The 16529-nt window shown below is 48.8% G+C and carries 11 protein-coding genes; 4 read left to right on the top strand and 7 right to left on the bottom strand.

Annotated elements, in window-relative coordinates; translation table 11 throughout:
* Window positions 1–5: 5 nt before the first annotated feature.
* From BFC17_RS14095 to BFC17_RS14080, 4 genes are all read right to left on the bottom strand, one after another.
* Window positions 6–1016, bottom strand: coding sequence for an AAA family ATPase (locus BFC17_RS14095; RefSeq protein WP_070177097.1), 1011 nt, complete (start codon window positions 1014–1016; stop codon window positions 6–8).
* A gap of 63 nt (window positions 1017–1079) precedes the next feature.
* Entirely contained in the window at window positions 1080–1763 is a 684-nt protein-coding gene (locus BFC17_RS14090; RefSeq protein ID WP_070177096.1) for a response regulator transcription factor, read from the bottom strand.
* A gap of 117 nt (window positions 1764–1880) precedes the next feature.
* On the bottom strand, window positions 1881–4832 hold the full coding sequence (locus BFC17_RS14085) for a TonB-dependent receptor domain-containing protein (protein ID WP_083271756.1): 2952 nt from the start codon (window positions 4830–4832) through the stop codon (window positions 1881–1883).
* 318 nt (window positions 4833–5150) lie between these two features.
* Window positions 5151–5987 (bottom strand): PhzF family phenazine biosynthesis protein, encoded by an 837-nt coding sequence (locus BFC17_RS14080; protein WP_070177095.1) that lies wholly within the window; start codon window positions 5985–5987, stop codon window positions 5151–5153.
* Window positions 5988–6141: 154 nt separating this feature from the next.
* On the opposite strand from BFC17_RS14080, the gene BFC17_RS14075 reads away from it, so the two are divergent.
* Window positions 6142–6597, top strand: a complete 456-nt coding sequence (locus tag BFC17_RS14075; RefSeq protein ID WP_070177094.1) for an Lrp/AsnC family transcriptional regulator — start codon at window positions 6142–6144, stop codon at window positions 6595–6597.
* Between the two features lie 3 nt (window positions 6598–6600).
* On the opposite strand, the gene BFC17_RS14070 is transcribed toward BFC17_RS14075, so the two are convergent.
* From BFC17_RS14070 to BFC17_RS14060, 3 genes are all read right to left on the bottom strand, one after another.
* Entirely contained in the window at window positions 6601–7002 is a 402-nt protein-coding gene (locus BFC17_RS14070; protein ID WP_070177093.1) for a ribbon-helix-helix domain-containing protein, read from the bottom strand.
* A 24-nt stretch (window positions 7003–7026) separates the two neighbouring features.
* Window positions 7027–7584, bottom strand: coding sequence for a DJ-1/PfpI family protein (locus BFC17_RS14065; protein WP_070177092.1), 558 nt, complete (start codon window positions 7582–7584; stop codon window positions 7027–7029).
* A 112-nt stretch (window positions 7585–7696) separates the two neighbouring features.
* Window positions 7697–8506 carry a nucleotidyltransferase domain-containing protein gene (locus tag BFC17_RS14060; protein WP_070177091.1) on the bottom strand — a complete coding sequence of 270 codons (810 nt, stop codon included), beginning with the start codon at window positions 8504–8506 and terminating at the stop codon, window positions 7697–7699.
* A gap of 553 nt (window positions 8507–9059) precedes the next feature.
* Here BFC17_RS14060 and BFC17_RS14055 point away from each other — a divergent pair.
* From BFC17_RS14055 to BFC17_RS14045, 3 genes are all read left to right on the top strand, one after another.
* Window positions 9060–10571, top strand: a complete 1512-nt coding sequence (locus BFC17_RS14055; protein ID WP_070177090.1) for a TolC family protein — start codon at window positions 9060–9062, stop codon at window positions 10569–10571.
* Between the two features lie 6 nt (window positions 10572–10577).
* Entirely contained in the window at window positions 10578–11354 is a 777-nt protein-coding gene (locus BFC17_RS14050) for an efflux RND transporter periplasmic adaptor subunit (protein WP_070177089.1), read from the top strand.
* Window positions 11355–11370: 16 nt separating this feature from the next.
* The coding region (locus BFC17_RS14045; protein ID WP_139142085.1) for a VCBS domain-containing protein at window positions 11371–16529 on the top strand (5159 nt) is incomplete at its 3' end.

The raw sequence follows: 16529 nt of genomic DNA, 5'->3' as shown, positions 1-16529 counted from the left end.
TTTACCTAAAGCAGATCCGGTATGCCAAGGGTATCAAGGATTTCGCCAACGATATCGTCACCGCTTATGCCCTGAGCCTGTGCTTTAAAGTTGGTCACAATACGATGGCGTAAAACCGGTAATGCCACCTTTTGGATATCTTCGCAGATCACTGCAAAGCGATCATTCAGTAATGCCTGAACCTTAGCGGCCAGCATCAGGCTCTGGATCCCGCGCGGCGAAGCGCCAAGGGCGACGTTCTCATTTACAGTAGACGTTGCATAATCACTGCCAGGCTGAGTTGCCATGACCAGACGTATAGCATAGGTTTTTGCCGCCTGAGGCACTGGCACTTCGCGTACAACGTGTCGCAAGCGACACAATGTCTCTGCGTTGGTAACCGGATTTATTGATATATGCTCGCCACTGGTGGTGCGGTCGATGATAGTGTGATAGTCAGCCTCGGTGGGATAACCCACCACCAGCTTAACTAAAAAACGATCCAGTTGTGCTTCAGGTAACGGATACGTGCCTTCCTGATCAACCGGGTTTTGCGTGGCCATTACGCAGAATGGCTCTGGCATTTTAAGCGTGGAGCGACCAACGGTTAGCTGCTTCTCCTGCATCACTTCAAGCAGTGCCGACTGGGTTTTCGGCGTGGCGCGGTTAATTTCGTCGGCCAACACTAAATTAGACACAATGGGCCCTTGCTGAAAAGTAAGTTCATGGCCGCCATTCGCACTTTCGGTCAGTACTGAGGTACCCACAATGTCTGCGGGCATCATATCTGGCGTAAACTGAATGCGACTAAAGTTAAGGCTGACAGCCTGACTTATGGTGCTGACCAGCATGGTTTTACCCAGCCCTGGTACCCCTTCAAGCAATACATGCCCGCCGGCCATCAGGGCTGTTAACACACCATCTACCACATCGCGCTGACCCACAATCATCTTGCCAACTTCGGCCTGAATTTGTTGGTAAACCTGTTTAAACTCTGTTGCCAGCGCCTGGGCACCTGCCATGGTATCTATCTGCATTGGGCTCGTATCATTAAAAGTCAGAATGCCAGTGTAGTGATAAATGCTTACACTAACCTGATGTTATTCGTCTGCCGCGTCTTCGACTAAGCGATATCCCATACCACGCACGGTTTGGATTTTGATGCTGTCGGTATGCTCCGACAAGCTTTTGCGTAAGCGACTCACCTGCGACTCCAGCGAATTGGAGGTAACAAACTTATCGTAGCCATACACTTTACTCTCAAGCGACTCCCTTGGCACCAGCGTAGCAGGACGGGCAATTAATGCTTCCAGCACCAGCGCTTCGGTACGACGTAAGTTCAGCGCTTCACCGTTAACCGAAAAAGCGCGGCTTTCCACGTCGTACTGTAAAGGGCCTAAGGTCTTAATCTCACGTTCAGTGGTAACCGGCTGGCGCAGCGCATTGCGTATTCTTACCAGTAATTCCCGAGGTTCAAAAGGTTTAGGAATATAATCCTGTGCCCCGCACTCCAGGCCATGTACGCGGTCGTCCACATCGCCCAGCGCCGTTAGTAAAATTACCCGCTGAGGACGGCCATTTTCTTCAAAGTAACGCAGCATTGTCATGCCTTCGCCGTCGGGTAACATTCGGTCAAGCAGAACCAGGTCAAAGCTGTTTTCCATTACCGCGACTTTTGCTACCGCCAGCGTAGGCGCTAAATCGACGACGAATCCGTGTTTTTCAAGGTAAGCGACCAGGGTTTCTGCAATGTTTTCATCATCTTCTATCAATAATAAACGCATACAGATCTCCGGTTTTCAACACGCAGTTTATAGCAATTAGCGCTGCGAGGTTGTCTGATGACCAACGCTAATGGGTATAAACATGCCCCGCCGAAGCGGGGCATTAAGCAGAATTAATTAAAACTCATACTGTAATTGCAAAGACAGGGTTCTGCCTTCAACATTGTAGCGCCCGTCATCGTATGGCAATGAACCAACTACTACCAACGGCGGCTCGCGATCGAAGATATTGCGACCCGCGAAGGTCACTTGAAGTTGGTTAGTCACCTGATAAGACGCGGTTAGATCAAACGTCATGTAAGCGCCCGCTTCTATAGCATAATCCGGGTTACTGATAACACCAGCATAACGTCTCACGATATAGTCATTGATATAGTCCGGCATATAGTAACCAAACAATGAGGCACTGAAATCCTGATAGTTGTAAGTCAACTGACCTGTGATTTTATAATCATCAACACCTTGTAAGAAGCCAAGACTGGAAATCGGGGTGCTATCTGCAAACGCCTTACGCTCAGATTTTCGGTTATCCAGATAGGTTAAGCGCGGCTCAAAAGAACCAAAACTGGTATAAACGTAATAACCGACCGTATACATGATTGACTCATATTCTGAACCTGAAATATTAAACGTCCGGTTCATTGCCTGAGCTACCTTGCCATCTTCATCTCTAGGATAGAAAGCTTCTAAAGAAACAAGCTCTTCAAATGGTAAAAGAGTGTTCAGAGTATCCAGCGTCGCAATTTCATTTTCGATCTTAGTGTTATTGTAGGTCACATCAACAGTTAAACCTGACAGCACACCACTTGGATTCCAAGAGAGTGTATACGACTGCTGCTTAGACGTTTGCGGTTTTAAATCCGGGTTTGGTGTGGTAATCCTTGGTACGTAATAACCATATGAACTACCCCAATCAAAATCACAACTGTTAAACTCCCGACAGTCGTAGTAAGGGTCGTTAGTAACTGATGTGTTATAGGAATCAGTGCCATTTACATTAAACAAACTAGTATATTCAGGCGCCTGAAAACCTTCACTCCATCGAGCTCGAAGAGTAATATCTTCTACCGGCGTCCACTTAATACCAATACTTGGTGTGGTTCGGGAGAACGTATTTTCACCATAAATAATCTGGCCGCCCTGGTCATATGGAACATCGTCCACTGTACCAATTGCACCATCAGTACTGTAACTGTCGCGACGAGCAGCAATACTTAATGTTAAGGCTTCAAAACCTGGATAGTGGAGGTCTTTACCAAATACCGGAATACTCATTTCAGCAAATAATGCTTCGCGGGTTTTGTTAACTCTCTCTCCAGTGCTTGCGCGCACCTCTCGGCTATCTACGCCATCATCGTTGTATTCACCGCCGATAACATAATAAACCTTACCTGCTGGAAGCTCAGTCAACGCCCCGTTCAGACGAATTTCAAAGTTTTCTAACCGTGAACCACGGCTTTCACTTTCCTGGCCGAAGAAAAACGGATCGATGGAGCCACCAGCACCATCCGCACCTGTACGCCAAGGGTTAAACGCAATATCCGGATCTGCACTGGTTAAAACTTCACACTGCGCATCAAAGGCATTTTGATAAGCGGTTGCCTGCTCTCCCTGATAGCGATTATTTTGTATCATGAAGTTATAGCAGCTCCAGCCACCTGTATTGTAATCGGTACTGATAGAGACAACAGACTCATAACCGTAACGATTACCTTTGTTTGTCGTTCTGGAGGTGGTGTAAGCTAAATCAAGGCGAGTTTCTTTATCAAATTGATAGGTTAAACCTAAATTTACGCTCCAGTTATCAGTGGTATTTTCACTGTAACCATAGCTGATATCGCCATTAGCTAATTCACTGCCAGGATAATAGTAAGCTACTGTCCCGGGATCCCATGAGCTAAAATAATATTCCGGAAACGGGTTATAGTATTGACCCGGTGCCATATTGACCAGGATAGCAGATGCTTCTAACTGATTCTGTGTATTCTTGTTTCGGGTAAACAGGGCGTCAGCAGTAAACTGTAACTTATCCGTTATATTTTGTTCAAAATTGACCACGATACTACTGTTTTCAGACTTTGGCCCCCCTAGACGAGGCACGAAGTCACGGTATGCTTCTTCACCAACTTCGACAAAATCACTCATCTCAGGTCGGCCTTCAAAGCCAGCCGGTAAAGTTAATGCTCCGATATAGTTAATTTCTTCACCGGTTTCCCAATTATAAGAACTTTCGGAAATATCAATTAAACCGGGCTGGGCACCGCTGGCAAATGAACGTCGGTCATAAGTACTATCACCATTAAAATATGGAGCATAGTTATTCGTTACATAACCTGTTTTAGCATTCACTACCGGATCACGCTCTGAATAATCTAAAACAACCGATACATTACCTGATTTCCAACCGTAGCCGGTATAAACGCTTAAACGTGAAAAGTCAGCACCGTTATTAGAATCTTCATGCTGTACTGTTACGCTGGAACCAGAGTAGCCACTTTTCAGAATAAAGTTGATGACACCGCCCATGGCATCGGCACCATAAACAGCCGAGGCACCATCAGTGGTAATTTCTACCCGTTCGATAGCAGATAAAGGGATTCCGTTTAAGTTAACAAACCCATCTTCGATACCTGCAGCGCCGGCCATACGACGACCGTTAATCAAAATTAGAGTACGCCCTGCGCCCATACCACCTAAGTTGGCAGCAGAAACACCCAGCGCACCAATTGAAGACATATTACTTGCTGAACCATCGGCTGGTGCTAACGGGCCATTAAAACGATTGTTGGCCAAACCACCAATGGTTGCCAGGTTTTGTGGCAACGTGCGAATCAGCTCAGTGACGCTCGATACACCGCGCTTTTGAATATCTTCGGCGGTAATAACCGTTGGCTTGGAGGTAACGTTACCAAACTGCAGGCGCGATCCGGTAACCAGAATGTGCTCTGGTTCGTCGTCGGCAGGCTTTTCAGTTTGTGGTTGTTCAGCAACAACGGCGGCGGATTGCTCCGCTTGCTGAACTTCGATTGTTTGTTCTTCTTGTGCTGCAATAGCCTGGGACAGGTTCATCCCGGCAACTGCCAGTGCGACCAACGACAACGGGAATATGCGGTTTTGCACTAGAGTGTTCCTCCACTTGCTTGTTCAAAAAATAAGTTGAATGGCTAAACGGTATTCGATTATGTAATTTTTATTACCGCCCTTAAGACATCCCACTTATAGCAAGTAAAGCTTGCACCAACCTTGCACCGCATAAAATTCCATCAGCTTTCGCCAGGCGAGCACGAGTCAGTAAAATAAGTATATAGTAAAGCGCTTGGCGTGGAGGTTGGATATGTACCGCAGATGTGTTGATGCCAGCATTTTTACTGGCATCAGAGGTTTAATTTAAAGCGCTCGGGTGGTGCCGGAAACGGCCACACTACAGCCCTTTTCGTTGGTTAAACGAACATGAATTATTGACGGCGCTCCCATATCTTCGCCCTGTTTAATTAACAGGCTTCCGTTGTGGGGCCAGTCACAATCGCGCAGAAACCCCGCAAACGCTGCTGCCGCTGCGCCAGTGGCTGGATCTTCCAGCACGCCGCCTGAAGCAAACGCGTTACGCACCGCAAATTCCTGCTCGTTTACAACATAAACCAGCATGATGGTAACCAGCCCAAGTTGCTCCATGAGGCGTTTTCCCTCAGCCAGAGAATAATCCATATTGGCCAGTGTCTCTCTGCTTTTTAGTGGCAGAACAATGTGATTAGAACCGCCATGAATACGGGCAGGTATTAGCTGTTCGGATAAATCACTCTCGGCCAAGCCAAACAATTGCAACACTGCGCTGAGTTCATCAGCAGAGACTTTGCCGCTGTGGGTTGGCGGCGAGGTTAACGTTGCGGCGATCCCGGATGCGGTATGTGTTGCAGTTACCGAAATGATGGCATCATTTAGGGTGAGCTCAAACGTACCCGCGCCTTCGGCCTCACCCAGTGCGGCGCCCAACGCGATGGTCGCATGGCCACAAAACGGCACTTCTGACTCTGGCGAAAAATATCGTACCCGCCACGCGGTACGCTCAGTGTTTAAAGGCCAGGCGAAAGCCGTTTCTGAGTAGCCGACGTCAGCAGCCGTGCTGCGCATCAGACTTTCTTCTATGGGTTGCTCCAGTAACACCACCCCGGCCGGATTACCTCCGAGTTCCCCCTGACTAAATGCGGCGATTCGCTGTATGTTCATTTGTGTTCCTTAATTAATTGGCTGTATGCAACGCTTTTTAAAAGCATATCACTGCCCTGTTCATGAGATCACTGTGATACAGAAAGCGGAGTTTTGACTTTACCTTTTAATTACCGCTAAATTTACTCAATAACTTTCAATTCGAAAATAGCCCATGACAACAACGATTGATTACCTCGATAAAGCCATTTTAACCGCCCTTGATGAAAATGCCCGACAGAGCCTGGCGGAGATCGGCAAGCAAGTGGGATTATCCGGCCCGGCAGTGGGTGAACGAATGAAAACACTCCGTCATAAAGGCGTGATTGACGGCTTTGGTGTGCGGCTGAATATGCGCGCTATAGGCTATAGCATTGAAGCGCTGGTGCGAATAAAACCCAAATCGGGTCAAATCAGAAAAGTCGAAAAGTTAATCGCTGAGGAGCCACGTTTTATGGCCTGCGACAGAGTGACCGGGGAAGATTGTCTGATTGCCCGTCTGGCCCTGCGGGATATTGCCGAGCTTGATGATATTATGTTTCCGCTGCATGAATGTGCCGATACCAACACATCGATAGTAAAATCGTCGTTATTCGAACCGCGGTTACCACAAATTAATATAACGCGTTAGGGGTTAATGTTTATTAACGCCGCTGGCGGATGGGGCAGATATTCGCTTTAAGCGTGTTGCCTGTGTATCGGCTTCGGTTTTTATCAGTTGCGCGGAATCCATACCTTCGAGAGGATCCATAGCATCGCGCTGCAACAAACCATCGGCGACCATGGAAAGATAACGCCCGCAACATACCCTTAGAAATGAGGTAAAATTGCCAATATCGTGGTCTGCATCCAGCGACTCCAGATACAGCCTGGATATCAACTGACTGATACTCAGTCCATCGCGACACGCTATTTCCTGCAGGATATTCCAAAAGAAGGTTTCCATGCGGATAGAAGTAACGACCCCATCAATTCGCATTGATTTGGTTGAGCTCTGCCATAACGATGGCTCGGCATTGATAAACAATCCACACATCAACCTTCCCTCTGTTTAATCTGGTTACAGTAGCGCCATAAACTGGCTCAACAAAGCCGGATGTGCTGGCCAGGCCGGGCCGGTAACCAGCTTACCATCAGTAATGGCTTCATCCATGCCAACACTTACGTAACTGGCACCGGCCAGTTTAATTTCGGGTTCGCAGGCAGGATAAGCAGAAACCTGTTTGCCTTCGAGCACACCGGCAGCCGCCAGTAGCTGAGGCCCATGGCAAATGGAGCTCACTGGTTTATCCGCCGCAAAAAACGCCTGAACCAGTGCAATTACATCACTGTTCAAACGCAGATATTCAGGAGCCCTGCCCCCCGGGATATACAAGCCATCGTAACTTTCAGCACTCACCTCTGCAAAGGTCGCATTCAGTGTAAAATTATGGCCCGGTTTCTCGGTGTAGGTCTGGTCCCCCTCGAAATCGTGGATCGCGGTTTTGATCGTATCGCCGGCTGACTTGCCCGGGCATACCGCATCCACCAGATGACCGCAGGCCATCAGGGTTTGAAAGGGCACCATATTTTCGTAGTCTTCCACAAAGTCGCCGGTGATCATCAGGATCTTGCTCATCGTATTACCTCGTTAGTTGGGTTTACCACAGATAACACTTATACAAACATACTTACCGGCCACACGGGTAACAACATAGTACTACATGTTGTTCACAGTGGGATTAAGATGTTCAGCCCATAAGTTCGCAATTAAAGTAATTGATCGCCAGCGTCTGCGCTTGTTCGTTTATCTTCACTGAGGTATTCGCTCGCAGCACCAGATAGAGTTCAAAACATGCCTCAAACGCCGGGATAAGTGCTTCTTTGGTTGGCTGAGCGACGGTCTTTTCCAAACGTTTTGCAAAGCCGGGCAATCGCCGCTCGATAGTACGCACGCCTGATGGGGTTAACCCTGCCTGCTGAAGTGCCAGGGGTGACAAGACCGTGGTGCGCAGAAAGGATAAAAATTCCATTGCCTCAAAATATTCCCCCCGGGCAATTTTGCCAGCGCCGTAGTGCAGCCAAATCCAGAATCGGTCTTCAATCCACTGCGGCTCGGGCTGTGGGTACTGATAGCCGGAATTTGCGTAAATCGCAGACAACGCGTTTCCGCGCTCCCAGATAACCTGGGTATCATCCACCCGTTGTGCAGCATCTGGCAAGGCGACAAATTTAAAGTCCACATGTACCAGCGAAGGCTCGCTGGCAGCCAACTGATAAAGGGCAATAATCAGGCGGGGCTCACCGACATGCTCCCCCGTGAATGCCGCTACATGCCCAGGGATAGATTCAACCAATGTGAAACGCTGTGCCATTACCTCGCCGTAAGCGTCCGGATCTACGGCAATAACCAGATCCAAATCACTGTAATTGTCCATCTTATTACTGGCAAAAGAGCCACTGGCGCCAATGGCCGTGATGCGTTGGTCGGCAGAAAAATGATCGATAATTTGCAGCAGCAGGCTTTTGTGCGCTGCATGAAGGGTGCTTGGAAATTTCATATTTTACCTATCATAAAAGATGTTAAGAACTGCCGGGAGCAGTTAGTGCGGTAAAATTAGCGCAGCATTACAACATAAGGGATTTTACGACGGGATTCAATTAAGCAGGCTCACTTATTCCAGCTAAAATTGAAGTTTCTTTGAAGAAACCTGGGCGTTACAAATTTCTGACGGCTACTGAAGCCCGCTCAACAAATGCTAATAAAAAGTTAAAGAAAAAATGAGAAAACTAAAAATTCACTATACGTAAAATTGAATAGAAAAAGTGTAAAATAAATAAAGCTATTACATTTTAGATATTTAGCTCTCGCATCAAGAAATCCCGCCACCATACAAAATAAAATACAAACTATTGTTTTCAATAAGAATAATAACAATTCAAGCCATAAAACAACTACCTCAACTTAACATTGCTGATTAATATCCCACACAATAACTAAGTATTTATATTAATACCTAAAGCATCAATACTGTCATATTCGATTTTTCTAATCTGCTCTATATTTCACTAAATTCTAACGATTAAGTTCATTTTTTGTACTCGGATAAATTCATGCAACGCAACGCCCTGCTCCTTGTAAGCGTACTCACCAGTGTCGTTTTGTCTGGCTGTTCTATTTCACCAACGCCGCTTTCGCTTAGCGAGATGCAGCAAACTCACGAAGAAGATAAAGCAACGATACTGGCTGCCAGTCAGCCGATTACAGAAGCCATATCCTTATCCGAGGCGATTTCCCGCGCATTGAAGAACAACCTGGATCAGCGGGTGCTTACCCTTAAGCAATCACTGGCCTCCAGTGAACTGGCGGCGGGCAAATATGACATGTTGCCAAAACTGCTGGCTGAAGCGGGCTATGACTGGCGCAATAATTTCTCCAGCCGTTATGAGGCGGATTACAGTACGCCTTATGAAGTGAATCGTGACCGCGATACCAACGTATCTATCGATCCTGAACATCAAACCTATGATCTGGGGTTATCCTGGAGTCTGCTGGACTTTGGTGCCAGTTATTACACCTCGAAACAAAACGCCGACCGGTTGCTCGTTGCCAACGAAGAGCGCCGCCGTGCCATGCACATGCTGATTCAGAAAGTACGCGTTGCCTATTGGAAAGCCCTGGCCAGCCAGACGCTTGCCTTTAAAGTTTCCAGCACAATTGCTGAAGCCGAAAATGCGTTGAATAAATCCAAGCAATTGTTTGCTGAAAAAGTAACCTCGCCTGAAGAGTCACTGCGTTATCAGCGGAATTTGCTGGAGAACCTGCGCTTACTCGAAAGTGTTAATCGTGACCTGGCCAGTGCCAAGATCGAGCTGGCCAAATTAATGGGTGTTTTGCCGGGCACCGTGTTTGAACTGGTAGAAGAAACCGAACACTTTGTGCCGTTGTCGGTGGATGTAGAACTGCTGGAAGAATACGCGCTGTATAACAACGCCGATCTGAAAGAGCAGTTTTTAAATGTTCGCATTGCCGCACTGGAAACCCGTAAAACCTTGCTTAAGATGTTCCCTAACCTGACCTTTAAGGTAGGTACACACTATGACAACGACTATTACATGGTGAACAGCGCATGGAACTCCGCCGGTACTTCACTAAGCTTTAACCTGATGAATCTGTTCTCCTACTCTTCGCGTAAAGAGGCGGCCGAGAAAAGTGAGGCCATTGAACAGCAAAAACGTATTGCCTTGCAAATGACGACGTTAACCAAGGTTCATCTGGCAGTGCACCAGTTTAATAACGCGCTTATGCAATATCATCGCTCTGACGATCTGTTTGCTGTAGACGCTCAGCTCGAGCAAATCGCATTAAGTAAATCCGAAGGCAATATGGCTGGTAACCAGCGCCGTATCTCTGCCAGCGTTACCACCATATTAAGTGAGCTTCGCCGCTACGAAGCCATGTCAAAATATGCCGAGGCGCTGGCCTTATTACAAGCGAGCTTAGGCGATGAGCCTGTTATCGGTAGTGTTGATGAGATGGACTTACAACAGCTAAGTAAAATGATTGAGCAATGGTTAGCCAGGGATGTAAACCGTATTCGTTTACCTGAAGTGCCAGGGGTTTAACCGACTATGAAAAAACAATTTGCCTTATATCTGATGTCAGCACTTATGCTGGCATCTACGCATTGTGCTGTTGCGCAATCCCCGGCATTTACGCTGGAATCTGAAGAACTCAGAGCGCAAATTACCGCGCAACAATCTGCCACATTAAGCGCCGCCATGACCGGCAGCATTAAAACCCTGCATGTTCGGGAAGGCATGCACGTAGACGCAGGACAGATCCTGGTCGAATTTTCCTGTGACGCCGAAAACGCCCGTCTGGATAAAGCCAGAATTGAAGCTCAGATTGCAGAAAATAAACTGGTTGGTGCCAACCGCATGGCGCAAATGGAAGCTATTGGTTTAGTAGAACTGGAAAACAGTCGTCTGGAAGTCATGAAAGCCAACGCTGAGGTGTCATTGCTAAACGCCGTAACCGGTAAATGCACGCTCAGAGCGCCTTACGCTGGCATCGTTGCCGATAAATTCGTGAATGCCAATGAGTTTGTCGAAACCGGCAAACCTATCCTGGAAATACAAAATAACCAGTCATTACGGGTAGAGTTTATTGCCCCGTCATCCTGGTTAGAGTGGCTGTCTGCCGATTATCCCTTAGCGATTTTTGTGACAGATACCCAAACTACCTATTCAGCTACCGTAGGCTACACTACAGGAAAAGTGGATGCGCTAAGTCAGTCAATCAAGATATTTGCCAATCTTGATAGTGTTCATAGCGAATTACTGCCGGGAATGAGCGGACGTATTGATATTACGCCCCCTTCTCAACAGTTAAGTTTAAGCAAATAATCTGAGGAGACCTTGGATGACTGACCGTACCAATAACACCACTGCAAGCCCAGCATTAGATATTTTACAGTTAGAACAGCGCCTGATGTTTGATGGCGCTGCCGTTGCAACCACTGCCGAGGTTGTTGCGGGCCCGGACACTCATCTTGATGATCCGGTTCAGGACAGAGGCGACTCTGAAGCACCGGTTAATTATTTCCAGTTGGGCGTAGCTCACGACCAGACTAATCGCGCGACCGAACTGGCTACCTCTCAGATTAAGGCATTCCTGGAAAACGCCTCTGCAGAGGATCTGTTTGCCATTTTTAGTGGCGGCAATAAACACATGGATCTGGCCTGGTTACAAGCGATGGAAGCTACCCGTCAGGATGTCCTTGCTGATGCAATTGACGTGCAGGTTTTACTTGTAGATAACCAGACCTTAAACGGCGCACTCGGTGCTTTTAGTGCTTCCGGCACTGACGGGCAGCCAACGATTTATCTGAACGCAGGCTTTATCGATCAGCTTGGTGCCGAAGCGGCCACACGTGTACTGGTAGAAGAGTATGGACATCTGCTCGATAGCCTGATCAACGATGGTCGGGATACCATAGGGGATGAGGGTCAGCATTTTGTGGATGCAGTGTTTTCTACCGACAGCGAACAAGCTAACGACAATGCCCTGAATGAAGACGATCACGGCGAGCTGAATATTGACGGCGAAAACATCGAGGTGGAATGGGCTAAGTATTCCTTTGTTAACGCTTACATGATGGTGCGCGATGTTGACGGCGATGGCATTGCTGACAACACCGAGAACTGGGCGGAAAAAGAACAGGAAACCCACAGCATTATCATCTCAGACGGTAACTATACCAACGGTTTAGGCAATGTTACTGTGGATGATAAAAATTACGACAGTCAGTACTTTAGCGGCAACGACGTTTCTGCCATCGGTATTAATATTGGTGGCACCGACTATTTTGGCTGGATTAGCCGCCCCCTTAAGATTCAGGGCGAAGTAAAAGGTTTTTACTTCTGGACCGATGCCGACTTTACCGATTTAGCCACCGCGCAGGCTGATGGAAACCAGGACGGCGACAATGATGTCAGCGACAACATTGGCTTTATTCTGGTAGTTGATCAGCTCTATTTTAACAGCCTGAGCACGTCCGGCCTTACCGTTGGTGCGGGCAGCGAAGCCGGCAGTTACACCATTGCGGAAGTAAAATCGTCGTCCGACCGGGTCGACAGTCAGTTGAATGATTTAGTAGATGCACTGGCCCCCAATGACGCGCCGGTCGCCGCCAATGATACCGATACCTCAGCGGTTGAACTGGGTACCGACCGTGACGACTCCCCAATCCGGATAATCACCGCTGGAGTTGATGCCAGCGGCAACGTGCTGAGTAACGATAGTGATAACAACAGTGACTCACTCATCGTAACCGAGGTCGCCGCCTCGGTACGTGGCGGTACCACCAGTATTGCCGCCACCGGAACAACTAGGGTAACCGGCCAGTATGGTACCTTATCTATTGGTCAGGACGGTGCCTATACCTATGCCGTGGATAACACCAATACCACTATCGATGCCCTGCTCAACGGTACCGCCTCTGATACCTTTACCTACACCATTGCCGATGGTAACGGTGGATTTTCGACTGCAACCCTGACCATAACCATTCAGGGCAGCAATGATGCGCCCGTGGCAAGCGACGATTACAACAGTGCCAAAGAGTCAACCACCCTTGCCGAATCTGGCTTTACTTCAAGCGGTTACAATGCAAGTGGCAACGTATTGACCAATGATAACGACGTTGATACCAGTGATTCGCTAACCATTACCGGTTTGTCTGCGCAGGGCAGCGCCGATGCGGCCACGGTAACGGTAAATACCGGCAGTTATCAGCTGACATTCAGCTCGGCCGCGGGTGCCTCGCTGGGTAATAAAGTGGCGGCAGGTGATGAGCTTTACGTTGACCTGAGTAACACCGGAGGCAACGTTACCTATTACGCAATGTATTACTCGGCGGATAATGGTTCCACCTTTACCCAGGTAACCGCAACGTCGGCCCCGGTAGCAAATGTGGATGGTACCTATGGGATACCGCTCAGCCAGACACCTAACTATTACTGGAATGGTTCGGCCTATGTGCCGATCAGCGATCCGCAAACATTTTTAGCAACTCACTCTTTTGTCTCCTTTGAGGACTCAACGTCACAAACCGAGAACGCCTCCCAGGGTGCACAGGCACAGTTGCAGTCGAGCGCCACCACCGGCAGCACTGAGCTGACAGGTCTAAGTAATCTCAGCGGCACCATTGGCATTGGCATGACAGTCACCGGCACTGGCGTTCCCGCAGGGACTACGGTAACCGATGTAACCTACACCAATGGCGTGGTGACATCCGTGTTGCTAAGCAGTGATAAGGTCACCAGTACTGCCGGCACCAGCTTTAGCTTTTCTGGCGGCAACGGTGCAACGGGCGTTACCTATCAGGGTGCCCATGGTGAATTAGTGCTACAGGCAAATGGTAGCTACACCTATACGGCTAATGCCGATAATACCGCGATATCTGAGGGCGACACCGTCGTCGATATTTTTACCTACAGCATGCAGGATGCAGCGGGTGAAACCAGTGAAGCCCAACTGATTATTACTGTGTACGGTGCCGGTCAGAACGACTCCACGGCGGTAAGCGATGCGGCCAGCGCAACAGAACAAGGTTATAACACCAATACCGGTACCGTTCTGGTTAATGGCGTTAATCCAACGGGTAATTTACTCAGCAATGATACCGGCCCGGTGAGTGCCACCGAATTTGTGGTGTCAGTTGCCACAGACAGCGCCAACACTAACGTTGGCAGTGGCGTGGTAAACCAGACCATTACCGGCACCTACGGCACTCTCACCCTGAGTGGCGACGGTACGTACAGCTATGCACTGGATAATACTAATAGCACGGTTAATGCCCTTAACAGCAGTCAGTCTCTCATCGACACCTTTACCTATGTGGTGGGTAATGATTTAGGCAGCGGTTTATCCAGTTCACAGTTGGTAATTACGATTGCCGGTGCCAATGATGCCCCGGTTGCCGGCGATGACACCCTGAGTGCCAGCGTTGGTAATAACGCCGGTGGACAAGTTTTCAGCAACGATACCGATGTGGATAATAACGACACGCAAACGGTTATCGCCGCAACGGCAGGCAGTTTTGATGATGTTAGCCAGGCAAACCTGCCCAACGAAACCCCGGTCGACAGTAATGGGGTTACCATCAGTGGTAGCTATGGCACCCTGACCATCAACGCAAACGGCACGTACACTTATGCAGTAGATAGCAATAACAGTACTGTTATTGCGATGACCGCGGCTCAAAACGTTACAGATACGTTTACCTACCGGATGGAAGATGCCGACGGCGTGATATCCGATGCCTTGATTTCAGTTACAGTTTACGGCAGTAACGATGCACCGGTTAACCAGTTTAACGGCAGCAGCTCCTTTGCATCAGGCGTTGAAACCGCTAAAAACACGCCTTACAGCTTCTCTGTACTTAACAACAGCCTGATTGCTGTAACCGATGTGGATGGCGATCTGAGCCGGGTCATTCTGGCAGTAGATAACGGTATCCTCAATATTACCGGCGGTTCAGCCAGCATTACCGACAATGGTACCGGCCGGGTGATTATTCAGGGTAGCCAGGCTGCCATAAACAACGCTTTAGCCTCGCTGCAATACACCCCGGATACCGACTTTGTGGGGTCAGATTTTCTGACCATTTTCAGTCAGGATGGTGAGAACCTTTACGACAGCGATGGGATCGCCATTACCGTTCCAGAAGTGTATGCCGGTCCCACCGTTCTGGAAAGTGATTTGGCCAGTGGCAGTAACGCCTCCGGTACGGCAGAATCTGCCGCAGTAACCCTTACCGTACCAACAGATCAATCATTTGTTGCCGGTCAGTCTGGCTCGGGAAGTTATGGCACCTGGAGCTTTGATGCATCAACCGGTGAGTTTTCTTACACCCTCACCGGTAACGCTGATCACACTGCTGGCGGCGTTACCGATGCCATCACCATTCAAAGTTATGATACCTATGGCAATGTTGTGAGCCACACGGTAAACGTGGCTATCACTGATGATGCACCGGTCGCCAATAACGATCAGGTAAGTGTTACCGAAGGCACTGCGGGTGCGCCAGCGGCCAACCTGAATGGCAACGTGATTATTGCCAGCGCAACAGGCGATGTTTCTGACACGGCCGGAGCCGATGCTCAACTAGAATTAACCCTCGTTAGTAAAGGCAATACATCGCCCGTAACACCCGTAGCGAGCAGTTCTACCAGCAGCAGTAATGGTACAGAGGTAACCGGGGATTTTGGCACCCTGACCATAGGTGCTGATGGCAGCTACAGTTATGACCTCAACGATGATAATACTACGGTCGATGCGCTGAATTCGGATGACCAACTCAGTGACGTGTTCAGCTACCAAATTACCGATGCGGACGGCTCCACATCTACAGCAACGTTAACCATACTAATTTTAGGTGCAACCGATGGTTCAGCACCCACCATCGACCTGGGACTAAGTAAAACTGTTGATAATGCTACCCCGAATCTGGGTGATAACGTCAGCTTTACCCTGACCGTCTCGAACACCGGGCCGGATACCGCCACCAATGTGGTGGTCACCGATCAACTCCCGGCGGGCTTTACTTTTGTGTCCAGCGACGGTAGCTACGATTCTTCAACCGGCTTATGGACCGTGGGATCGTTAGCGAGCGGCGCCAGCGCGACCTTAACCATTGTGGCGACCACCATCGACAGCAGTGCGGTGACCAACACTGCCTCGGTTACGGCGGATCAGACTGAACTGGATAACTCAGATAATACCGATTCCGCCACCGTGGATGCCCAGGCCATTGATTTAGCCATCAGCAAGACCGTGGATAATGCGTCACCGAATCTCGGGGATAACGTCAGCTTTACCCTGACGGTAGCCAACACTGGCCCGGATGCCGCTACCAATGTGGTGGTGACCGATCAGTTACCCGCCGGCTTTACCTTTGTGTCCAGCGATAGCAGTTATAACGCCACTACCGGCTTGTGGACCGTGGGCAGTTTAGCCAGCGGGGCCAGCGCGACCTTAACCATTGTGGCGACCACCACCGACAGCAGTGCGGTGAC

Source organism: Marisediminitalea lipolytica, from assembly GCF_001758465.1.
GTDB lineage: Bacteria > Pseudomonadota > Gammaproteobacteria > Enterobacterales > Alteromonadaceae > Alteromonas > Alteromonas lipolytica.
Note: the sequence above shows the minus strand (reverse complement) of the source record. Positions and strands in the feature narration are given on the sequence as shown.